Raw genomic sequence first — 21,956 nt, 5'->3', positions numbered from 1 at the left:
ATTAACCTCCTAAATTCTCAATCCATGTATGTGCTGCACCAGCTTTTTCTACAGCTTTTACAATATTTTTCGCTGTTGGTAAATCTTTGGCAAGCAATAACATACTTCCGCCACGACCAGCACCGGTAAGTTTTCCAGCAATGGCACCATTTTCCTTACCAATTTTCATTAATTGCTCTATTTTATCATGACTTACTGTCAACGCTTTTAAATCCGCATGACATTCATTAAAGATATCGGCCAACGCATCAAAGTTATGATGTTCAATCACATCACTCGCACGTAAAACTAAATCACCGATATGTTTTACATGTGACATGTATTGAGGATCCTCACAAAGTTTATGTACATCTTCGACCGCTTGTCTTGTTGAACCTTTCACACCAGTATCAATTACAACCATATAGCCATCTAAACTTAATGTTTTCAATGTTTCAGCATGCCCTTTTTGGAACCAAACAGGTTTTCCAGAAACAATCGTTTGTGTATCGATGCCACTCGGTTTACCATGTGCAATTTGTTCTGCCCAATTAGCCTTTTCAATAAGTTCTTCCTTCGTTAATGATTTCCCTAAATAATCATAACTTGCACGAACAAAAGCTACCGCAACAGCTGCACTTGATCCTAATCCACGTGATGGTGGTAAATTTGTTTGAATCGTCACTGCTAGTGGCTCTGTAATATTATTTAATTCTACAAAACGGTTCACCAAAGACTTAAGATGTTCAGGCGCATCATATAACATACCATCGTAGACATCACTTTTAATAGACGAATAGTTCCCGCTCTCTAACGCTTCTATTAAAACTTTAATTTTGCCTGCGTTAAACGGTACTGCAATCGCCGGCTCTCCAAACGTAACAGCATGTTCCCCTATTAAAATAATCTTTCCTGTCGATTCCCCATATCCTTTTCTTGTCATGTCAATATCACCTTTTATATTTATCCTATACTTGAATCATTATTTTTTAATAGTAAAAGACGTCATATTCTAAGTTGTTTACGCAAATGCGTTTATTGTATTTTACAGTCTTTTGCTTGCATTATTATTACTATGTATAAAACTTTATTTTCAGTTCATAATTGATTTAACTTGATTAGTATAAATCTAACTTTCAATAACTTCAAAGTTTATATCTTATCAAGTGATATCTCAGATTGTTATATTTTTATAAAATAGCCCTACAATTTATAATTTTCCACCCTAACTATAATACTACAAATAATTATTGGAATATATAGATTTACTACTAAAGTATTAGAACATTTCAATATATAGTATGATTACCTAACTATTCGCATTCATTCTTTATACCCATTTCTCAGCACATTTAATGTCACAAGTTAAAAATTTAATTTAAAATATTATCATTTCAATCATATCATTACTTTCAATTGAATGACGTTTCATTTTAAAATTAATTCCATTAACTCTTTTATGTTTAATATGAAAAATAACAGCCCCAAACATTTATATGAAAGGGACTGTTATTTATCGAGACTACTGCATATTGTCTGTCATTTTTTTATTTCTATCGATCATTTTATCGAAATATTTATCAAATCTTTGCCACTCTTCATTCGTTACAGGTGTCATATTTAATAAACCGCCAAGATCTTTGATTGCATAAAGTAATGAAAACATAACATCTTGAACTGTAATTTTTTTATTTAGTAATGTTTCCAAAGATGCCATACATGATGGTTCAATTTCAGGATACTTAAATTTGGTCACTTCACCTTTTAAAGCATGTTCATAAAATGTTTGCATCATCAGTGCACGTTCTGAACCTGAACCTTCAACACAGAGATAAATTTGTACAGCAATACCGCCTCTAACTCTTCGTTGTGATATACCAGCAAATTTTTTACCATCGATACTTAAGTCGAATTTTCCTGGGCAATATGAATGTTCAATTTCCATCGTATCAATATCAATGTTCTCATCTTCAAACATTTTACTAATTAATAAATACATCACAGTAAATGCTTCATCTATAGTTGTCTCTGTCTGCCCTTTAAACATAAGTGAAATATTTAATACACCTTGATCGAGGACAACTCCTAAGCCACCAGAATTTCTAACAATGGCATTATATCCAATTTCATTCGTCAAATAATCAATGCCATCTTTTAAAAACGGCAATCTCGAATCATGAATACCCAATATAACTGTATGTTGATGTACCCAAGTGCGAACAACATTATCCGATAAATCTTTTCCTACACTTTCACAAAATGTATCATCAAATGCAAAAGATTGCATAGGTTCTAATCCGGAAGAATGGTCGATGTATCGCCAATTGACACCATTAAAATATTTACTTGCTAAATCCATCGTTATTGTAAAGCTTGCGCTGCTGTTATAATTGATAGATTGTATACATCTTCAATTGAACAGCCACGTGATAAGTCATTTACTGGAGAATTTAAACCTTGTAATACCGGACCAACTGCATCATATCCGCCTAAACGTTGTGCAATTTTATATCCGATATTACCAGCTTCTAAACTTGGGAATACAAAGACATTTGCATTACCTTGTAATTTAGCACCTGGTGCTTTTTTCTCAGCAACACCTGGGACAATCGCAGCATCAAATTGGAATTCACCATCAATGATTGCATCTAATTTTTCTTCTTCCGCTTTTTGTTGAGCTAATTTGACAGCTTCTTGAACTTTAGTTACATCGTCTGACTTAGCAGACCCTTTTGTTGAAAAGCTTAACATTGCAACTTTTGGATCCATACCAAAGCTTAATGCTGATTTAGCACTTTCTACTGCAATTTCTGCAAGTCCTTGTGAATCAAGTTCTGGATTGATTGCACAATCACCAAAGATGTATTGTTCATCACCTTTAATCATAAAGAAGATACCTGATGTTCTTGATACACCTGGTTTCGTTTTGATGATTTGTAAAGCTGGACGTACAGTATCACCAGTTGAATGTGCTGCACCACTTACTAAGCCATCAGCTTTACCGGCATATACTAACATCGTTCCGAAGTAATTTACATTATTTAGTAATTCTTGCGCTTGTTCTTCAGTAGCTTTACCTTTACGACGTTCAACAAATGATTGAACTAATTCAGCTTTTAACTCACTTGTTGCAGGGTTAATCAACTCAATATTAGTAATATCAAGGTTTAGTTTTTGTGCTAGAGATTGAACCTTTTCTACATCACCCAACACGATTGGTGTTACGTAATCTGTTTGTTGCAATTGTGTTGCTGCAGTCAGAACACGTTCGTCCTCTCCTTCAGGTAACACGATTTTAACGTTTTTACCAGAAAGTTTGTCTTTTAATACATTTAATAAATCAGCCATAATATCCTCCTTGATTGATGTTTTATTAATAATTCACGGTATAATTATACGCCATTTTATTTTATAATGCCAAGTCACCATTTTGTAATCATTATTTTATCGTTCATACTATTGTTTATGATAAAATTTATAAAGAACTGATGATTTTTGAAAAGGAGCGATTCACATGAGTCAAGCAGCCGAAACTTTAGATGGTTGGTATAGTCTACACTTATTTTATGCAGTTGATTGGGCATCATTACGCCTAGTACCAAAGGATGAACGTGATGCACTTGTCGCTGAATTGCAGTCATTTTTAGAAAATACAGCAACTGTAAGGTCATCAAATGCTGGTGATCAAGCAATTTATAATATAACTGGACAAAAAGCAGATCTATTATTATGGTTCCTACGTCCAGAAATGAAAACATTAAACCATATTGAAAATGAATTTAATAAATTACGAATTGCCGACTTCTTAATCCCAACTTATTCATATGTATCTGTAATTGAATTGAGTAATTATTTAGCTGGTAAATCAGATGAAGATCCATACGAGAATCCACATGTAAAAGCTAGACTTTATCCTGAACTACCACATTCTGATTATATATGTTTCTATCCGATGAACAAACGTCGTAACGAAACTTACAACTGGTATATGTTAACTATGGAAGAACGTCAAAAATTAATGTATGACCATGGTATGATTGGTCGAAAATATGCTGGTAAAATCAAACAATTTATCACAGGTTCTGTTGGTTTCGACGATTTCGAATGGGGTGTAACATTGTTCTCCGATGATGTGTTACAATTCAAAAAAATTGTATATGAAATGCGTTTTGATGAAACAACAGCACGCTATGGTGATTTCGGAAGTTTCTTCGTAGGTCATATTTTAAATGCAGACGAATTTAACCAATTCTTTGCGATTTCATAACATACAATAATGACTATAAGTTAATAAAAAATTCCAAGCTTAAATGAATAGGCTTGGAATTTTTCGTTTATCTTCAGTATATTCCCGTATACATAAGATGTGATTTAGTAAATAGTTGAAATCTTTATGTTTGAACTTCTAATAATGTGCTATTGTATTATCAATAACAAGGTACACTTTGCACATAGCAAAGTGTACCCGAGTAGTCTTCCTTGGGAGAACTTTAACTACTATCACTACATATAAACGTTAACCTCAATAGAAATTATACAGTCGCTACTCTATACAATTTTTGTAATGGTTAACTAATATTATTTTAACCTATTTGAAATATTTGAAACATATTTTTGTCAGATTTTTTTCAATAAATTTTCCTTTTTATCATTTAAGAGAATTTCGTCTACAAAGATTTCCGATGATTATTATTATAATAGTATCATATATTAGTTTTTTAAAATCAAAATCAACTTTTCAATAGCTCATATGGTTATTTTATAGTGTATAAACTATAATGAGTATTAATTCTTAAAACAATGGTGATGACATGGATATAAATTCAGAAGAATATAAACAAGAAGTATTAATAAAAGATGTTGTGATGCTCGCTGCCCGCATATTATTAGAATCTGGTGCAGAAGGTACACGTGTGGAAGATACAATGACACGTATTGCAAAAAAACTTGGCTACAGTGAAAGTAACAGTTTTGTTACAAATACTGTCATCCAGTTTACACTACATTCGGAATCGTTTCCGAGAATTTTTAGAATTACTTCTCGGGATACTAACTTAATTAAAATATCACAGGCGAATAAAATTTCACGCCAAATTACAAATAATGAAATTACATTAGAAGAAGCAAAATTACAGCTCGAAAAAATATATGTAGCTAAGAGAGACAGCAGTCTTCCTTTTAAAGGTTTTGCTGCAGCAATGATTGCAATGAGTTTCTTATATTTACAAGGTGGCAGATTGATAGATGTCTTAACTGCAATATTAGCAGGTAGTCTAGGATACTTAGTCACTGAAATTCTAGATCGTAAGTTACACGCACAGTTCATCCCAGAATTCATAGGATCCTTAGTAATTGGGATTATCGCTGTTATTGGACATACACTTATTCCAACAGGTGACTTGGCAACAATTATCATTGCAGCGGTTATGCCTATTGTCCCTGGTGTATTAATAACAAATGCAATTCAAGATTTATTTGGTGGACACATGTTGATGTTCACAACGAAATCATTAGAAGCATTGGTTACTGCGTTTGGCATCGGTGCTGGCGTTGGTAGCGTATTAATTTTAGTATAGGAGTATCATGACTATGTTTTGGATATTAAACTTTATCTTTAGCTTTTTAGCATCAACGTTCTTCTGTGTCATATTCGATGCACCTAGAAAATTATATTTATCTTGTGGCTTCGTTGGTACGTGTGGATGGATGGTTTACATACTGTTTTTCAACGGTTTAAATGTACACACAATATATTCTAGTTTCTTTGGCAGTTTAGCATTAGGATTGTTAAGTCATTATATGGCTCGGAAACAAAAAGAACCTGCCATCATTTTTATGGTAACTGGAATCATTCCATTAGTACCAGGTGGTTTAGCATACGATGCTACAAAAAATTTAGTCTTATTAAATTTCAGCACAGCAATCAATACAATGTTAGAAGTAACACTTATTGCGGGCGCCATTGCACTAGGCTTATTATTTGCAGACCAAATTTCCAAATTAATTGTTTCAGGGTTCGTGAAATCTTTCAAAAGATTATAGATGTTGTTGAACATGGCTTAACCCTAACTTTTAGCAATTATAATATGGTTTAACCATCTCGTCTTAAATGCCAATTTTACAATACAAAAAATCGCACGATATCCCTCCAAATTAAGAAGGTATATTGTGCGATTCTTTTATTATTTAGTTATTTCTTTTTCAGGTTCTTCAATCATATCATCAACTTCATTTTCACTTTTATTTAAAATTAAACGGCTCAATTCATCATTGTCCATATTTTTCAACTTAGGATATCGAATTATAAAGAATATTAATCCAATGATTAACCATCCAATTAATGCAATATAAGATGGTGCCGTCAACGCTGCTGGTGATCCTGGTACTAATAACAATGCTAAGAAAATGAATGATACAACTGAGCCTATAATGGCAAACGTTTTATATACAGGTGCATACGTATTACTTTGTTTGTTATAACTAAATAATTTAGCAGCAGACAAACATGTAATAAAGTAAGCAATTGATACGCCTGTAGAAGACATATTAACTATCCATGTCAATGCTGTTCTTCCTAACCAAGGTGCAATTAATGACACGCCTACTAAGAAAATGATGGCAACATAAGGCGTTTTGTATTTACTATGTAATTTACTGAACATTGTTGGCATAATGCCTGAACGCCCCATTGAAAATAGCAAACGACTTGAACTCATTAAGAAACCATTTAAACCTGTAAATATACCCATCATAATTGCAATAGCTAGTATACCTAATCCAATATAACCAAAAGCTGTTTGTGTAACTGCACCAGTTAACCACAATTGCCCATTTAAACTTTGATGGTTTGTTGATAACCAACCAGTATATAGAATCATTACAACATACGTTAATGACGCTGCTAATAAACTATATACGATAAGCTTAAATGTCTTATTCGGTGCAAAGTTAAACTCTTCCGCTGTTTGAGGTATATTATCAAATCCAACATACGCCCATGGAGCGACAGATACAATAACGATAATGGATACAAACCATCCTTTGTTAGGTTCAGCTAAAGGTTGTAAATTTTCAAGAGCAAAATTATTACCGAAAAATGAACCAAAGAACATTAATAATACGACGATAACCATCGCCACACAGAAGTAATATTGTAATGATCCTGATACACTCGCACCACGAATTGTCACTAGCATAAATACGAGTAACAACACAGTAGCAATAATGATTTCCGTTATATAAACGTCCCAACCTGCAATAGTGTATAATTTTCCGTTATTTAAGACGTCTGGCAATAAGAATTTAACTAATAAACTGAATGCGGTCGCATTTAAAGCAACTACACATACATAACCAAAAGTTAAAAACCATGATGAGAAGAAACTCACATATCTGCCAAAACTTAAGAAACTAAAGGCAAATGCGCCCCCTGATACTGGAAATCTTTCTACTAATGCGCCATAACTTACCGCAATTAATATCATTAACAATGCACCAATAATAATGCCAATTGATGCTGCAATCGGACCTGATTGCTTAATCCAGTCTCCTGGTAAGATGAATGCGCCCCATCCAATACATGAACCATATGCAATAGCCCATACAAATTTTTCAGATAGGTTTTGTTTTAAATCGCCTCTATCTATTTGCTTATTCTTTTTTTCCATAAATAAAAACTCACCTCGAAGGTATTCTATACCCAAAAGATGAGTTTGTAACTCTTTTTCTTGATTATTTTTATTAAAAATTTAATGTTTAGTTACATAGGTACTCTAAAATTTTAAAATTTAACCAGCAAATTTGAATGTCGCAATGATGAGCATGATCCATCCAATAATGAATAACACACCACCAATTGGCGTAATGGCACCTAATATTTTAATTTGTGTTAATACTAAAATGTATAATGAACCACTAAAGAAAATAATACCGGCAAATATTAACCAACCTGCCCAATTAACATTGATAGATGTTGTGCCACTAATCACACCTAAAATCAATAATGCTAACCCATGATACATTTGATATGTCGTTGCTTTTTCCCATACTGATAAATAGTGGTCACTTACTTTACCTTGTAAACCATGTGCACCAAATGCACCTGTTCCAACTGCCATCATAGCGTTTAATGCACCTAAAATAATAAATAATTTCATCGTTACCTCTCCTTGAATAATTCAGTATATATTAAATATATGAATGTAACTTAATTATTAACATTCAGATTTAAAATCGTTTAAATAAACAAAGTTCATCACTGCTTTTTAAAAATCAAAAATTGATTCACCGTTACCGATTTCATCATCAGTTGTTAATCTTTGCTGTTGTGTTGTAGTTTGTGTATACGGCCTACTTTGGGATTGTTGCGCACTCACCTTACCACCCATCGCTTCTATTTCAGCAGCAGTTACTTGATGCGTTGGTTGTGTTATTTGTGATTGTGACACTTGATTTTGGTTGTCAATACGATGATTCAATGGTCGTTCATCAATATATGCTGTATTTGAAGTTGAAGCATAAAAAGATGTTAATATATGTATGGCATACATATGTTTTTCAAAATCATGGTCATGTTGCGCCTGCTCGGCTTGTACTAGTTCTTGTTCAATTCGTGCTATTAATGTTTCTTTATTCACCATCTATGCCTCACTTTCACACCATTTGATTGGTGTTTTACCTACTGATTCAAGATACGCATTCGCTTTGGAATACGGTTTTGATCCAAAGAATCCTCTATATGCTGAGAGCGGACTTGGATGCACTGATTTTATAATACAATGTTTTGATGTATCAATTAGTTTTATTTTTTGCTGCGCGGGTTTTCCCCATAAAATAAATACTACATGTTCCTTATATTGCGAGACAGCTTTTATGATTTCATCGGTAAATGTTTCCCAACCAATATCACGATGCGAATTAGCTTCACCCTGTCTCACAGTTAAAACAGTATTTAATAACAGAACGCCCTCTCGTGCCCAATCTTGCAAATGTGGTGTTTTTCTGACACATCCAATATCATCAGCTAACTCTTTATACATATTACGTAATGAAGGTGGAAATTTAGCATTAGGTTGCACTGAAAATGCTAATCCATGTGCTTGGTTTGGACCATGATATGGATCCTGGCCTAATATCACAACTTTTATGGTATCAAATGGAGTTAAATCAAATGCTTGATAAATATTTTCCCTATCAGGATAAACAATTGAAGTCGTATATTCTTTTTCTAAAAAATCATGCATAGCTTTAAAATCATGTTTAGTCGTTATATCATGAAAAATTTGTGACCATTCCATTCTATCTCACCTCAGGACATATTTTAACATATACAATATCCTTATAGAGAAACATACTAAGATTAGCTATGAAGAAATCTATGACGATAGATTTTTTCATAGCTATTTTTTATAGTTATAGAGAGGAGTAGACTGTGCATTCCCTTGGGTCTTAAACCCGTTAAAAAAACAAGTCAGCTTTACTCTCGCCTTTTGAAATTCGTTTGAAGTATGTTGGGTTCTTGAAACCGTGTAGAGGAAAATGAAATGAGAAAGGTTAAGTAAAGTTCTCACTTCTCAATTTTTTAAAGGAGGCTATATTTATCAATTACTTAGGTGTTGATATTAGTAAAAGAAGTAGTGTCGTAGCTCATTATCATAACGATCAATTTCAAAGAGAATTTACCATTCAAAATAATAAAAATGGTTATAATTATTTATTAAAGTATTTGAATAATTTAGACCACCTACAAATCATTTTTGAATCTACTGGTATTTATTCAAGAGGTATGACTCGATTTTGTCGCGTAAATCAAATTAATTATATTGAGATGAACCCGTTAGAAGCTAAATTCAGAACAAGTTCTTTAAGATCATGGAAAACCGATCAAGCTGATGCACATAAACTTGCGCAATTAGCACCTACTTTAAAAGCAACGGAAACCATATCTATGTATGGAGATATCTTCTTTGAGTTGCGAGAGCGTGCACGTTTTCATCTAGAAATTGAAAATGAACAAAATCGGCTTAAATTTGAAATTGTTGAACAGCTTCATCAAACTTTTCCTGGTTTAGAAAAATTATTTAGTAGTCGATATTCTATCATTGCACTTAACATCGCAGAACGATTTACTCATCCAGATATGGTGAGAAATATGGATATTGATACCCTTATTTCTTATATATTCAATTCGACTGATAAAGGTCTATCTATGAATAAAGCTGAAAATCACGCACACCAATTGGTTAACATTGCTCGGGAAAGCTATCCGAATGTCGATAGACATTCATTTCTTGTAGAAAAAGCACGGTTGTTAATTAGACAATTAAAACAATCTATACAACATCTTAAACAATTAGATGAAGACATGATTCAATTGGCGCAACAACTTGATTGTTTTGAAAATATTCATTCAATACCAGGCATTGGAAAACTATCTGCAGCTATGATTATTGGGGAACTTGGAAATATTACGCGATTTAAATCTAATAAACAATTAAATGCATTTGTAGGCATCGATATCAAACGATATCAATCAGGTAGTACGCAAAGTAGAGACACAATTAATAAGCGTGGCAATAAAAAAGCAAGAAGATTACTGTTTTGGGTGGTTATGAATATAATAAGAGGGCAGCATCATTATGACAATCATGTAGTCGATTATTACTATAAGCTAAGAAAACAGCCTCATGAGAAAGCTCACAAGACTGCCGTCATCGCTTGTATTAATCGTCTCTTAAAAACGATTCATTATTTAGTAATGAATCAAAAATTGTACGATTATCAAATGTCCCCACATTAGCCAACCGTACAATCAAATACAGTGTAACACCTTATTCAAAAAAATTAAATTGAACGGGCTAATTTAGTAATGCTTACTTTAAACATAAAGACTTGACTAATCGTAGGAAAGGGAGTGGGACAGAAATGATATTTTCACAAAATTTATTTCGTTGTCCCACCCCAACTTGCACATTTTTGTTAGCTGACTTTCCGTCAACTTCTATGTTGGGGCCCCGCCAACTTGCATTGTCTGTAGAAATTGGGAATCCAATTTCTCTGTGTTGGGGCCCCGCCGGCAAGGTTGACTAGAATTGAAAAAAGCTTGTTGCAAGCGCATTTTCATTCAGTCAACTACTGCCAATATAATATTATAGAGCTTAGGACATTGTTTTATGTCCCAAGCTAATATGAGTAATAAATTAATTACAAGTACTTTCAGGCTTATTATTTTTCAAATGGATTAAACATGATATGATGTAGACAATATTATAATGTAGGAGTGAAGCTCAATGGCTTTAAAGAAAGTTTTAACAATTGCCGGTTCCGACACAAGTGCGGGTGCAGGTATGCAAGCAGATTTAAAAACATTTCAAGAATTAGATACTTATGGCATGGTCGCTTTAACTGCCATCATTACCATGGACAAAGATACATGGTCACATGATGTCACACCTTTACCAATGGATGTATTTGAAAAGCAATTACAAACAGCATTATCAATTGGTCCAGATGCAATAAAAACAGGTATGCTTGGTACAGAAGAAATTATTAAACGTGCAGGAGAAGTATACGAAGCATCTAATGCTAAGTACTTTGTAGTAGATCCTGTTATGGTTTGTAAAGGTGAAGACGAAGTACTTAACCCTGGTAACACTGAAGCAATGATTAAATATTTACTTCCTAAAGCAACAGTAGTTACACCAAACCTATTCGAGGCAGGCCAATTATCAGGATTAGGTAAATTAAGTTCAATTGAAGACATGAAAAAAGCTGCGAAAATTATCTTTGATAAAGGTGCTCAACACGTCATCATTAAGGGTGGAAAAGCTTTAGATCAAGATAAATCATATGACTTATACTATGATGGACAAACATATTATCAACTAACAACAGATATGTTCCAACAAAGTTATAACCATGGTGCTGGTTGTACATTTGCTGCAGCAACAACTGCATATTTAGCTAATGGTAAAACACCAAAAGAAGCAGTAATTAGCGCGAAAGCTTTTGTCGCTTCGGCTATTAAAAATGGTTGGAAGATGAACGATTTTGTAGGTCCTGTTGATCACGGTGCATACAATCGTATTGAACATATTGACGTTGAAGTAACCGAAGTATAACGGCTCTTCTATAAATCATCGATATTAACCACATCACATAAATTGGTTACAAACTCAATTTATGTGATGTGGTTATTTTTTATAACTATCATGCTCTGTATATCATTTGAATTTATAAGGGATATATAAGCAATATTAACTTTTTTTAAAAATCTCATACATATCAAGCAATACATACAAATATTTCCTATACATCTGTACCCATGACTAATTAAACACTTTATTTTCAAGATGAACTTATACTCATCAATATGCTCAACGCCTCAATAATTACCATTACTTCACGATAAATGCATATCCAACCATATTTGTTATATTTTCCAAATGACTCACAGACGACTTTATAAATATATATTTCTTTTGACCTTTTATACATAAATAGTCCTAGTAAAAAATACGTTCAATGTCTGATAAAAAATTGATACTTAAGATTGATGTAGTGCGCATAGACATTATTTATAATATGACTATAGAGTAGCAAAGGAGGTAATATAGGTTATGATTATTTATCGACAGTATCACCATGAAGGTGCACCAGTGTTTGAAATTATAACCAAAACATTTCAGCATGTTTCTATTAAATGTGACGATTCATTTAGTGATACTGAAATTTTTAAATTGCTCTCTTTATTACAAGACGATATAGATCATATGAAAGTTAGTTAGATTGACTAATCGTTCCAATAATCCAGAATTTATTAAACATTTCATAAAGTTGTTATTATTATTTTCAAAATAATGCATCCCCGTGCAAAAGAAATACCTTAACCTATATTTATCTCTGATTACAATAATAATAACAATATATAACTGATATTAGCTGTCCTTTCATCTCCTAATTAATATGCGTTCATGCAGCTAATATCGGTTATTTTTTTGTAGTCAAAGAAATTCTTATTTTAATCTCTCCGTCATCATTTATTGCTATAATATCACGCTCGCTTTGTTCAATAAATTCGATATTTTCATCAATTAAAATCGGTTTAATGTAGTTAATGCAATACTGATATGCATCTGCGGAGATAGTCAGTAACATCTTCTGACTTACTAATTGACCTGGTACAATTTTGTTATGTATTGGATTGGCATCATTTACAAGTGCTAAATATTCGTTTACCAACGCTTGATTAAATCTCACTTTGATTCATCACCTTAATAAAAGTTTGTGTAATTGTTATGACATGTTGATTATTTTTAAATAAAGTTAACGTCATTGTATACCGAGTGATATGACGTATCTGTTGTCGCTTAACTTCTTCTAGACACGCGACATAAGTCATATCTGTTTCAATTTTCTCTGATTGATCAATTACTGTCTTTGTTAAAATTAATTCACTTTCACTGTATTGTTTAAATATCTCAAACTTAGGCCATAATGATGCACACATTAATGGTGGTACTTCATTTATAAAAGGTTTATTAAAACATTGATAATATACAGCCACACTATCCTTAGAAAATATCACATTCAATCTTTGATTAGAATCTGCTAAATAATGCTGCATTACCTAAACCTCCTCCAATCCCCATTGAAGCAATTAACGTATCTTTTTCATACATATAAAACAAACGCGTCACCAATTGCGCACCACTTGCGCCATATGGATGTCCTGTCGCTAATGCACCACCCCAAATATTCAATTGACTATTTTTAATGTTTAACGCTTGCTGACAAGCAACGACTTGTGCACTAAATGCTTCATTTATTTCAATAGCGTCAATATCTTCAATGTTTAATTGATTTCTTTTTAATAATTCGGAAATTGCTGGAACTGGACCGATACCAGGTAACGTAGAATCAACACCTATCGTCACATTATCCTTAAATAATAATCCTTGCTTAAATCCCAAAGCATTCGCAATATCTTTTTCCATAATAAGTAATAAAACTGCCCCATCGTTTTTCATACAACTATTCGCAGCTGTAACTGTTCCACCTTTTATAATTGGCTTAAAACGACGATAATTTTCTCTAAGTATATGTGATTTTATGCTTTCGTCTTTTTCGAATATTTTACCTTTTACTGTCAGTGGTAGTATTTCCTGAGAAATATTATGATTTTGTACATTTTCCTCAGTAAGTTGATGACTTCGAAATGCAAAGTCATCTTGTAATTCTCTGGTTACACCATATACTTTTGCTACATTTTCTGCGCCTTCAATCATCGAAGGGTCGCTCATTTCTGGTGCAAAAGATGCTCGTTCATAAAATTCTGGTAGCGACGTCTCGTATACAGATTGTGGACGTTTAATTTTCCATGGTGCTCTACTCGTACTTTCTACACCACCTGCAAAATATATCTTACCAGCACCAGCTTGAATCATTCGACATGCATATTGAATACTTTCAAGACCGGAACCACATTGACGGTCAATTGTCACACCAGGTATCGATTCTTGCAGACCCGCTTCAAGTAACGCTTTTCTAGCAATATTACCACCATTTCCTACAACATTACCTAAAATAACATCATCAATTTTAGATATTACCTCTGGATATTGCTTTTTATAATATTGGAATAATGGTTTAAGTAATTGCTCAGGTTCTAGATGTTTTAAAGTCCCACCATACTTACCAAATGCTGTCCGTTTGGCTGCAACTATAACTGCTTGTTTCATTTAAATCTCACCTCTTAAATACATCGTCGTCATGTTCTCTCTTGCGATTTTGCCACTTGCAGTATAAAACATCTTGTCTACATGATGAATAATTGAAGGTATTTCATAACGTTTCACTTTATAACTTAAAAAGTGTTTCACTTCTTTGTGCGTGAGCTTGCTCTCACTTGTGTATAGTAATACAGCAATTTGGCCAAACTGCTCATTCGGAATTCCAATTACAATTGCTTCATCAATTTTATCCCATTGTTTTAACATATGCTCTACACTTGATGGATAAACGTTATGACCACCAATAATAATCATGTCATGTTTTCGCCCTGTTAAGAATAAGTATTGTTGATTTACAAAGCCGACATCACCTGTGACTATCCATTCGTTATCATTTAAACATTTATCTCCAACATAACCACTAAATGTCATATTACTTTTCACACATATTTGACCTATACCATTTTGATCACGATTTAATGTTTTCAATTCAACATTTGGAAATAGTATACCTACAGATTCCAATGGCGCTTCTTGGTTAAAGTTATAACTAATAAAACTTGTTTCTGAGGTACCAAAAAATTCAATTAAATTTATATCAGGCGCCTTATTTTTAAGTTTTTGAAAAACAGTTGAGTGTAGTTTATCACCACTGCTAAAAATCGATTGAATTGCATATGTAGAATTGAATAAAGTTACTAAAGATTTAATCATTGTTGGCACGACGAACAAGGCGCTTTTATATAAATTATTATCCAGACATTGATTAAGTAATTTTGTAGGATCAAATGTTGCTTGACCTATGAAAGTACGTCCAGTGCTTAACGCATATAATAATGCATAAAGTGTTAAAGAATGTGCAAGTGGTCCAGGTGCTACAATGGCATTTTCTCCACGCTTCATTAACATTTCATTTACTTCAAATGAAGCTATCCAAGAGTTTTCATCACGATAATAAGCTTTTGGCATGCCGGTTGTCCCAGAAGTAAAGCCAATATGCAATAAATTTTGATGATGATGTAATTGCGATGCATCTATAAATGACGGTGAATCTATTTTTTGTATGAGTCCATTATTTCCAATAACATCCTTAATATTATATTTTTCAAATAATTGGTGATGAATCGTACTTTGCCATTTAGGTTCTATCATCATTGGAATTCTATGTAAGCGATGCAAAGCTAGGTAATACACAATAGTTTGAATTGGTGATGTCATATTTAATGCTACTACAGCGTCTAATGATAATGATTTTAATGATTCAACCACCTTCGAAACATTATCTTCTAATTGTTGATATGTGAATGCTTGATCATCTATTTGAATAGCTATAGCATTGGGTTTGTTTTGTATATGCGCTTCTAACATGTTTAATATTTGATTCATCAGTATACCTCGCTCATTGTAAACTTCAATAACATTTTCGTTAACATTATATAATGAATTAGCTTTTTTATCAGTCATTCTACATTCTCCAGTTTATCAAACTTAAGCCCTAGATAAATTTGATACTGAGGTACCATGTTTTTTAATAATGAACAAGTTATTATATGTATATAGAGAAAAGAAGTTATGGCAATCGCAATAACTGACACAAATAAGTCACCCAATCTATTTAAATTTGTGTTCTCTATAAAGCTAATATTGAAGGTTAGAGTCTCAATATTAATTGCGTTGGACAAAATACTCTAAGACATATTTACATCCTAACATTTCAATAGCAAAGAGAATTTTAAGTATTCAAAGCTAAACATATGCTTTAAGTCCCCTCTTCCCCCATTGTGATCATTATTACAGTGGGGGTTTATGTTATGTATTTATAAACACATTGTTTTTCAAATTAAAAAGCACTTTAAAGTTAGCAAAATTTACTATCTTTAAAGTGCTTATATACGATTGATTTAAACATATTTATTAAAATGTTTAATCTTTTCTTTCTTCAATCCACCATAATGCTTCTTTAGGATGTTCAGCATAATACGCTCTATCTTTTTCATTATCTACATTAGGATACGAGCCTTTAAGTGATTTTCCAGCTGTACTCAAATGTAAGAACGTAATTACTAAAAAGCCAATTAAGCTAATCGCTGTTAAATAATATGCTGGTGCCAGTGGATTGCCTGTTTCAGCTACTAACCATGAAGCCACTAATGGTGTTGTACCACCAAATATAGAAACAGAGATATTAAATGTAACTGATAATGTACGATATCTTATATGACTGTAAAACATCGTTGGTAGTGAACCTGGCATCGTTGCTTCATATGTTGATAAGAAGAAACCTAAAATAAATATGCCAATTACTATAACAATAAATGATTGTGAATGTAATAATACGAACGCGATAATGCTAAATACCGTCAATCCGCCAGTACCAATAAGAAATACTTTCTTTTCGCCAATTTTATCGGCTATCTTACCAAACATTAATGCTAGTGGAATCATTATTGCCATTACACATGTGATTAATACACTAGTAGTAGTGGCATCTAATTTGATGACTTGTTCTAAATAAGTTGGTAAGTATGCAGTTACCATGTAATTCGTAACGTTGAAGAACACGACTGCTATAAAACATACAAATATGTCTTTGTAATAAAATCTAATGATTTGTAAAAAGTTAATATTATCTCTTTCTGGTTGAGTTGCAACATCATTTTCAAATACTGGAGATTCTTCTAATCTACGACGTAAATATAACCCAAATAACCCTAAGAATAATCCTAATAGGAAAGGAATTCTCCAACCAAATGATGCCATTTGCTCATCTGTTAAAAAGAAAGTTAATAATGCAATCATAATTGAAGCTGCAATATAACCTGATAGTGTTCCGATTTCAAGACCACTACCTAATGCATTACGATGTTTATCTGGTGATGACTCTGCGACATATGTCATTGCGCCTGCATATTCCCCACCAGTTGAAAAACCTTGTAATACTCTAGCAAGTAATAACAATATTGGAGCCCAAAGTCCAATTTGATCATAACTTGGCAATAAACCAATAGTTAATGTTGAAAATGCCATTAAAATAATAGTTGATGTTAATACAACTTTACGTCCATATTTGTCACCAATAATACCAAATACAACTCCACCAATTGGTCTTAATAAAAACGCAATTGCTAACGCTGCAAATGTTAGTATTTGTCGAATATCTTGACTTTCCACTGGAGAAAAGAAATTCGCGCCTATGTACGCAGTTGTATATGCATAGACACCAAAGTCGAACCATTCCATTGCATTCCCAATGCCGGTTGCAACAACAGTCTTTTTGGCTTTCTTTGCATCCACCATGTTAATATTCTCTTTATTAAAATCCATGAATTCATACACTCCCTCTTGTATGTTTCATAATTATACGGAGTTAATTAGTTTTGTCAAATTTATACAAATTTAAACCTTTATATAAATACAAAAGTATGTTTTATGAAAATTTTCATTTTAGCGAAATAAATACATCTATTTTATACCCATAACGATTTGAATCAAACTATTATAATTCATAAATTTCAGATCCTTAAACATTTTCAACTTATAACTAAAAATGGCGATAGCATACAACTTCGTAATAGTCATATACTATCGCCATAATTTAACTGAATTGAAATGATTCCAATTCCACTAATATATTTTTGACACTCGTTTTTCTACTAAAATTCACAATAGTAAATCTGTTGCTAAAACCTTTATTAGTGTTATTAAACATTCAAAATTATTTATAAATATTTATTTAGACTGTCAAGAATTTGCAATGATAAATCAACTTCATTGGATATTAATCTCTTTTATTTTCAGCACTAAAATATTTCATCTTATACGCTTTATAATACTGTATTTATTTCTGATGGATCATTGATAATAAAATCAGGATTCGAATGAAGTAATATTCTTGCATCATGTGCACCCCATGTCACTACTGCCGATTGCACACCAGCTCGTTGTCCCATCTCAACATCAAATGTTGAATCTCCAATGTAAACAGTATGTTGACTATTTAAATTATAACGTTGCAAAATCGTATGTATGCCTTCAGGATCCGGTTTATATTTACTTACTTGATCAGAACCAACAGCTTCAGTAATTAAATGATTTAACCCAATTGCTGATAAATTTCTTTCTAGTACATCACTTTTTTTACTAGATACCACGAAAAGCTTTTTCCCTTGGTTATGTAAACTTGTAATAGCCTCTGTAATTCCGGCAAATTCATAGATATAGTCTTTTTCTATTGTTTTATATGTATTTCTAAATGTTTCAATTAATTTTGTCAAAGAAGCCTCATCTAATTGTCTATCTGCCAATTTTAAAAATGATTCTTCAATAGGTATTCCCATATAATGTGTGATATCTTTTGATGATGGTTCCGATAATCCGCATGTTTTAAATGCTCTTTGTGTAGCTATTTCTCCACATTTTTTCGTATCTGCTAATGTGCCATCGAAATCAAAAATATAATTTTCAAACTTCACTATTAACACCCCTATCCTTTTATTAACAATATTATACTATAATTTAATATTTAAATAAAAAATAGTCGATAATATTATCATAGAAACATAATATTACCGACTATCATTTATTTATTCTAAATTAGCATGATTCTGTTGCATCGTTTGTTCTGACACATCCAACTCAGTCATTAAACCCATCACGACACTATCCAAAAATAATTGTGATGCTTGTTCAAACAAGCTTCCTAATGGTTGTGCTGAACCTTGTTCGTCATACTTCGTTCCTGCTGGCAAAACAACTTTTGTGTTAGCCAATTTACCAATTGCAGAATCTTCTTTCGTAGTAATTAATACAATATTAGCACCTACAGATTTTGCTTTGTCAGCTAGTAATCTCAAATGTTCTGTTGAACCTGAACCTGAAATGATTACGAATAAATCATCACGCTTAATTGCAGGTGTCGTTGATTCACCAACTACATGCGCTAGTTTACCTAGTTGATTTAAACGCATTGCAAAACTATTAGCTACGAATCCCGAACGACCTTTACCAGCAACAAAAATTTGATTTGCATTTAATATTTTATTAGCAAAAACTGAAAATTCATCCGTTTCCACATGAGATAACGTTGTCGTTAATTCATCAAGAATTAGATGATAGTTACTAAATTTAGCCATATTATTTACCTTCAATAGCCGCGCGACATTGTTTTGCTGCTTCAACTGGATCGTCCGCATTTGCGATTCCGCCACCTACAATGACAAGGTCAGGGTTTTCAGCAACAATCGTTTTAATTGTATCTGGTTTAATACCACCAGCTACTGCAACTTTTGAATTTTTAATTACTGATTTAACAGTTCTTAAACTTTCTAGAGGAGATTGACCTTCAGCTTGTAAATCGTAACCAGTGTGTACTGCAATATAGTCAGCACCCATTTCATCTAGTTCTTTTGCACGTTTTTCCAAGTCTTGAACTGCAATCATATCAACTAGTAATTGTTTATTATTTTTATGTGCTTCTTCAATGGCTGCTTTAATTGATGCATCTTCTGCAACACCTAAAATTGTAATTACATCAGCACCAAATTTAATTGCTTGGCTCACTTCATAATCAGCGGCATCCATAATTTTCATGTCAGCTAATACTTTTACATTATCGATATTGTCTGCCATATGTTTAACTGCTGGTAAACCTTCGTTATAAATGATTGGTGTACCGATTTCTACAATATCCACATAATCTTTTACTTTATTTGCTAACTTAGCCGCTTCTTCTTTGTTTAATAAATCAATTGCTAATTGTAATTCCACTAAAAATCATCCTTCCAATGCTTTTTTTCTTTCTATTGGAAACTTTCCCGACGCATTTCTTATTTAAACATTGCAATCAATTCATTTCGTCAACATGAATTTTCGCAACATTTTTAGGACAAGCTTCGTCGTCTAAATATATCTCAACATTCGGGTGTTTGTGAAGTAATGTGGCTGGTACATCAATAGAAATTTCTTGATTTAATAAATGTGTAATAGCTGCACGTTTCTTTTCACCAAATGCGAGTAAAATGATACGTTTTGCTTGCAAAATATTTGCGAGTCCCATCGAAATGGCTTGTTTCGGAACATCATTTTCATTTTTAAAATATCGACTATTAGCCTTAATTGTGCTCTCAGTCAAATCAACTATATGTGTAATACTATCAAATGGCGTCCCCGGTTCATTAAATCCGATATGTCCATTTTCACCAATACCTAAAATTTGAATGTCACGTTCACCTTGCTGAGCTAAAAGATTATTGTACCTTGTCACTTCCACATTCATATCATTCGCATCACCATTTGGAATGTGTATGTTGTTCTTATTAAAATATGGATATTGTTTAATAAGCATTTCATCCATATAATTGTGATAACTTTGAGGATGCGCTGAGGACAAACCTACATATTCATCTAAATTAAATGTAGTTACATGATCTACATTAAGTTGATTTTTATTTAAAAGTTTAACGAGTTGATGATATAAATCTGTCATTGTTCCACCCGTTGCTAATCCGAGTGTACAATCTTGATTAAAAGCCATTTCTTTATATAATTCACATGCAACGTAAAATGATGCTTGTTCTTTTGATCCTAAGTTTAATACTTTCATTGTTTACATGCCTCCACAAATTTAATACATTTTAAAAACTTATGAATTCATTCATACACCATTAATATAGCATCATTTTTAATGTTTAACACTTTTTAAATTCCAACAATTTATTTGATTTTTAAAAGGGTGAAATGTGAAAGTTTGCATCTGTTCATATGAATTATTTATCTCCTATCAAAAATTAATTTCCAAATAATTGAGCAATCGTATACAATTATTGAATAGTTTTTAGTAAAATAGAAAGATAAACACATTGATAGTGTAAGGAGTGAACGTGTTGGAACCAATTAAAGAACAAGAAGTTTTAGAATTACTTGCTTCTTATGAACATAAACCTGTGTATCTACATGTTGAAACGACAAATGGTGCCTATGCGAACCATTTCGATCAACGTGTTTTTAATGCTGGTACTTTTTTAAGAAATATTCAAGTAACATATACACATGCTCAGTTAAAAGGTGGCAATAAAGAACCTTATCGCATTGGTCTTAAACTATCAAATGGTGGCTGGGTTTATGTACAAGGTCTAACGCATTTTGAAGTTAACGAGCATGATGAATTTTTAATTGCAGGTTTTAATTATGAAGGTCAACTCGCTGCAGCGCTTGAAATTAGCGAGCAACCATTTAATTTATAGAGGAGGC

Annotated in this window: 23 protein-coding genes; 7 read left to right on the top strand and 16 right to left on the bottom strand. The window is 32.5% G+C overall.

What is annotated here, in order from left to right; genetic code table 11:
• Window position 1: 1 nt before the first annotated feature.
• The 3 genes from mvk to pta form a co-directional block, all read right to left on the bottom strand.
• A complete protein-coding gene (gene mvk, locus SAMSHR1132_RS02840; RefSeq protein ID WP_000197037.1) occupies window positions 2-922 on the bottom strand; it encodes a mevalonate kinase in 921 nt (306 codons plus the stop codon).
• Window positions 923-1,501: 579 nt separating this feature from the next.
• Entirely contained in the window at window positions 1,502-2,338 is an 837-nt protein-coding gene (locus SAMSHR1132_RS02835) for a lipoate--protein ligase family protein (RefSeq protein ID WP_014373789.1), read from the bottom strand.
• 2 nt (window positions 2,339-2,340) lie between these two features.
• Entirely contained in the window at window positions 2,341-3,327 is a 987-nt protein-coding gene (pta, locus tag SAMSHR1132_RS02830; RefSeq protein ID WP_000774292.1) for a phosphate acetyltransferase, read from the bottom strand.
• A gap of 166 nt (window positions 3,328-3,493) precedes the next feature.
• Between pta and hemQ the strand changes: the two genes are divergently transcribed.
• The 3 genes from hemQ to SAMSHR1132_RS02815 all read left to right on the top strand — a co-directional run bounded on the left by hemQ (window position 3,494) and on the right by SAMSHR1132_RS02815 (window position 6,021).
• Window positions 3,494-4,246: a hydrogen peroxide-dependent heme synthase gene (hemQ, locus tag SAMSHR1132_RS02825; protein WP_000075707.1), complete on the top strand. Its 753-nt coding sequence runs from the start codon at window positions 3,494-3,496 to the stop codon at window positions 4,244-4,246.
• Window positions 4,247-4,790: 544 nt separating this feature from the next.
• On the top strand, window positions 4,791-5,555 hold the full coding sequence (locus SAMSHR1132_RS02820) for a threonine/serine exporter family protein (protein ID WP_000354093.1): 765 nt from the start codon (window positions 4,791-4,793) through the stop codon (window positions 5,553-5,555).
• Between the two features lie 13 nt (window positions 5,556-5,568).
• A complete protein-coding gene (locus tag SAMSHR1132_RS02815; RefSeq protein WP_000498576.1) occupies window positions 5,569-6,021 on the top strand; it encodes a threonine/serine exporter family protein in 453 nt (150 codons plus the stop codon).
• A 140-nt stretch (window positions 6,022-6,161) separates the two neighbouring features.
• On the opposite strand, the gene SAMSHR1132_RS02810 is transcribed toward SAMSHR1132_RS02815, so the two are convergent.
• The 4 genes from SAMSHR1132_RS02810 to SAMSHR1132_RS02795 all read right to left on the bottom strand — a co-directional run bounded on the left by SAMSHR1132_RS02810 (window position 6,162) and on the right by SAMSHR1132_RS02795 (window position 9,275).
• Window positions 6,162-7,646 (bottom strand): APC family permease, encoded by a 1,485-nt coding sequence (locus SAMSHR1132_RS02810; RefSeq protein ID WP_000412507.1) that lies wholly within the window; start codon window positions 7,644-7,646, stop codon window positions 6,162-6,164.
• Window positions 7,647-7,766: 120 nt separating this feature from the next.
• Window positions 7,767-8,135, bottom strand: coding sequence for a DUF423 domain-containing protein (locus SAMSHR1132_RS02805; protein WP_000765185.1), 369 nt, complete (start codon window positions 8,133-8,135; stop codon window positions 7,767-7,769).
• Between the two features lie 108 nt (window positions 8,136-8,243).
• A complete protein-coding gene (locus tag SAMSHR1132_RS02800) occupies window positions 8,244-8,618 on the bottom strand; it encodes a DUF5327 family protein (protein WP_000247404.1) in 375 nt (124 codons plus the stop codon).
• Window positions 8,619-9,275, bottom strand: coding sequence for a uracil-DNA glycosylase (locus SAMSHR1132_RS02795; RefSeq protein ID WP_000455263.1), 657 nt, complete (start codon window positions 9,273-9,275; stop codon window positions 8,619-8,621).
• 302 nt (window positions 9,276-9,577) lie between these two features.
• On the opposite strand from SAMSHR1132_RS02795, the gene SAMSHR1132_RS02790 reads away from it, so the two are divergent.
• From SAMSHR1132_RS02790 to vraX, 3 genes are all read left to right on the top strand, one after another.
• Window positions 9,578-10,777, top strand: coding sequence for an IS110 family RNA-guided transposase (locus SAMSHR1132_RS02790; protein WP_304363309.1), 1,200 nt, complete (start codon window positions 9,578-9,580; stop codon window positions 10,775-10,777).
• A 490-nt stretch (window positions 10,778-11,267) separates the two neighbouring features.
• On the top strand, window positions 11,268-12,098 hold the full coding sequence (gene thiD / locus SAMSHR1132_RS02785) for a bifunctional hydroxymethylpyrimidine kinase/phosphomethylpyrimidine kinase (protein ID WP_001185454.1): 831 nt from the start codon (window positions 11,268-11,270) through the stop codon (window positions 12,096-12,098).
• A gap of 498 nt (window positions 12,099-12,596) precedes the next feature.
• Entirely contained in the window at window positions 12,597-12,764 is a 168-nt protein-coding gene (vraX, locus tag SAMSHR1132_RS02780; RefSeq protein ID WP_000587957.1) for a C1q-binding complement inhibitor VraX, read from the top strand.
• A 202-nt stretch (window positions 12,765-12,966) separates the two neighbouring features.
• Here the strand turns inward: vraX and SAMSHR1132_RS02775 are convergent, their stop codons facing one another.
• From SAMSHR1132_RS02775 to nagB, 9 genes are all read right to left on the bottom strand, one after another.
• Window positions 12,967-13,236, bottom strand: a complete 270-nt coding sequence (locus tag SAMSHR1132_RS02775; RefSeq protein WP_001211992.1) for a hypothetical protein — start codon at window positions 13,234-13,236, stop codon at window positions 12,967-12,969.
• Entirely contained in the window at window positions 13,226-13,603 is a 378-nt protein-coding gene (locus tag SAMSHR1132_RS02770; RefSeq protein ID WP_001165049.1) for a hypothetical protein, read from the bottom strand. The genes SAMSHR1132_RS02775 and SAMSHR1132_RS02770 overlap by 11 nt, the downstream gene beginning before the upstream one ends.
• Window positions 13,578-14,717 carry a thiolase family protein gene (locus SAMSHR1132_RS02765; protein ID WP_000806448.1) on the bottom strand — a complete coding sequence of 380 codons (1,140 nt, stop codon included), beginning with the start codon at window positions 14,715-14,717 and terminating at the stop codon, window positions 13,578-13,580. The genes SAMSHR1132_RS02770 and SAMSHR1132_RS02765 overlap by 26 nt, the downstream gene beginning before the upstream one ends.
• A complete protein-coding gene (locus tag SAMSHR1132_RS02760; protein ID WP_042354742.1) occupies window positions 14,718-16,094 on the bottom strand; it encodes an AMP-binding protein in 1,377 nt (458 codons plus the stop codon).
• A 537-nt stretch (window positions 16,095-16,631) separates the two neighbouring features.
• Window positions 16,632-18,032 (bottom strand): MFS transporter, encoded by a 1,401-nt coding sequence (locus SAMSHR1132_RS02750; RefSeq protein ID WP_000347077.1) that lies wholly within the window; start codon window positions 18,030-18,032, stop codon window positions 16,632-16,634.
• 500 nt (window positions 18,033-18,532) lie between these two features.
• The gene (locus tag SAMSHR1132_RS02745; RefSeq protein ID WP_000667391.1) at window positions 18,533-19,180 is read right to left on the bottom strand and encodes an HAD family hydrolase; all 648 of its coding nucleotides are present in this window, start codon (window positions 19,178-19,180) and stop codon (window positions 18,533-18,535) included.
• A gap of 111 nt (window positions 19,181-19,291) precedes the next feature.
• Complete coding sequence (gene hxlB / locus SAMSHR1132_RS02740; RefSeq protein WP_001051608.1) at window positions 19,292-19,840, bottom strand: 6-phospho-3-hexuloisomerase; 549 nt, start codon at window positions 19,838-19,840, stop codon at window positions 19,292-19,294.
• Between the two features lies 1 nt (window position 19,841).
• Window positions 19,842-20,474, bottom strand: coding sequence for a 3-hexulose-6-phosphate synthase (gene hxlA, locus SAMSHR1132_RS02735; protein WP_000422873.1), 633 nt, complete (start codon window positions 20,472-20,474; stop codon window positions 19,842-19,844).
• 76 nt (window positions 20,475-20,550) lie between these two features.
• Window positions 20,551-21,309, bottom strand: a complete 759-nt coding sequence (nagB, locus tag SAMSHR1132_RS02730) for a glucosamine-6-phosphate deaminase (protein WP_000866406.1) — start codon at window positions 21,307-21,309, stop codon at window positions 20,551-20,553.
• A gap of 277 nt (window positions 21,310-21,586) precedes the next feature.
• On the opposite strand from nagB, the gene SAMSHR1132_RS02725 reads away from it, so the two are divergent.
• Entirely contained in the window at window positions 21,587-21,949 is a 363-nt protein-coding gene (locus SAMSHR1132_RS02725) for a YojF family protein (RefSeq protein WP_014373787.1), read from the top strand.
• Window positions 21,950-21,956 lie beyond the last annotated feature (7 nt).

The sequence above is a fragment of the Staphylococcus argenteus genome, from assembly GCF_000236925.1.
GTDB classification, from domain to species: domain Bacteria; phylum Bacillota; class Bacilli; order Staphylococcales; family Staphylococcaceae; genus Staphylococcus; species Staphylococcus argenteus.
Note: the sequence above shows the minus strand (reverse complement) of the source record. Positions and strands in the feature narration are given on the sequence as shown.

Coding starts and splice junctions, on each gene's coding strand:
- SAMSHR1132_RS02835 (WP_014373789.1), bottom strand. CDS start 2,338: ATGGATTTAGCAAGTAAATATTTTAATGGTGTCAATTGGCGATACATC.
- SAMSHR1132_RS02760 (WP_042354742.1), bottom strand. CDS start 16,094: ATGAATCAAATATTAAACATGTTAGAAGCGCATATACAAAACAAACCC.
- SAMSHR1132_RS02750 (WP_000347077.1), bottom strand. CDS start 18,032: ATGGATTTTAATAAAGAGAATATTAACATGGTGGATGCAAAGAAAGCC.
- SAMSHR1132_RS02800 (WP_000247404.1), bottom strand. CDS start 8,618: ATGGTGAATAAAGAAACATTAATAGCACGAATTGAACAAGAACTAGTA.
- SAMSHR1132_RS02810 (WP_000412507.1), bottom strand. CDS start 7,646: ATGGAAAAAAAGAATAAGCAAATAGATAGAGGCGATTTAAAACAAAAC.
- SAMSHR1132_RS02805 (WP_000765185.1), bottom strand. CDS start 8,135: ATGAAATTATTTATTATTTTAGGTGCATTAAACGCTATGATGGCAGTT.
- nagB (WP_000866406.1), bottom strand. CDS start 21,309: ATGAAAGTATTAAACTTAGGATCAAAAGAACAAGCATCATTTTACGTT.
- mvk (WP_000197037.1), bottom strand. CDS start 922: ATGACAAGAAAAGGATATGGGGAATCGACAGGAAAGATTATTTTAATA.
- pta (WP_000774292.1), bottom strand. CDS start 3,327: ATGGCTGATTTATTAAATGTATTAAAAGACAAACTTTCTGGTAAAAAC.
- SAMSHR1132_RS02815 (WP_000498576.1), top strand. CDS start 5,569: ATGTTTTGGATATTAAACTTTATCTTTAGCTTTTTAGCATCAACGTTC.
- hxlB (WP_001051608.1), bottom strand. CDS start 19,840: ATGGCTAAATTTAGTAACTATCATCTAATTCTTGATGAATTAACGACA.
- vraX (WP_000587957.1), top strand. CDS start 12,597: ATGATTATTTATCGACAGTATCACCATGAAGGTGCACCAGTGTTTGAA.
- thiD (WP_001185454.1), top strand. CDS start 11,268: ATGGCTTTAAAGAAAGTTTTAACAATTGCCGGTTCCGACACAAGTGCG.
- SAMSHR1132_RS02795 (WP_000455263.1), bottom strand. CDS start 9,275: ATGGAATGGTCACAAATTTTTCATGATATAACGACTAAACATGATTTT.
- SAMSHR1132_RS02820 (WP_000354093.1), top strand. CDS start 4,791: ATGGATATAAATTCAGAAGAATATAAACAAGAAGTATTAATAAAAGAT.
- hemQ (WP_000075707.1), top strand. CDS start 3,494: ATGAGTCAAGCAGCCGAAACTTTAGATGGTTGGTATAGTCTACACTTA.
- SAMSHR1132_RS02770 (WP_001165049.1), bottom strand. CDS start 13,603: ATGCAGCATTATTTAGCAGATTCTAATCAAAGATTGAATGTGATATTT.
- SAMSHR1132_RS02765 (WP_000806448.1), bottom strand. CDS start 14,717: ATGAAACAAGCAGTTATAGTTGCAGCCAAACGGACAGCATTTGGTAAG.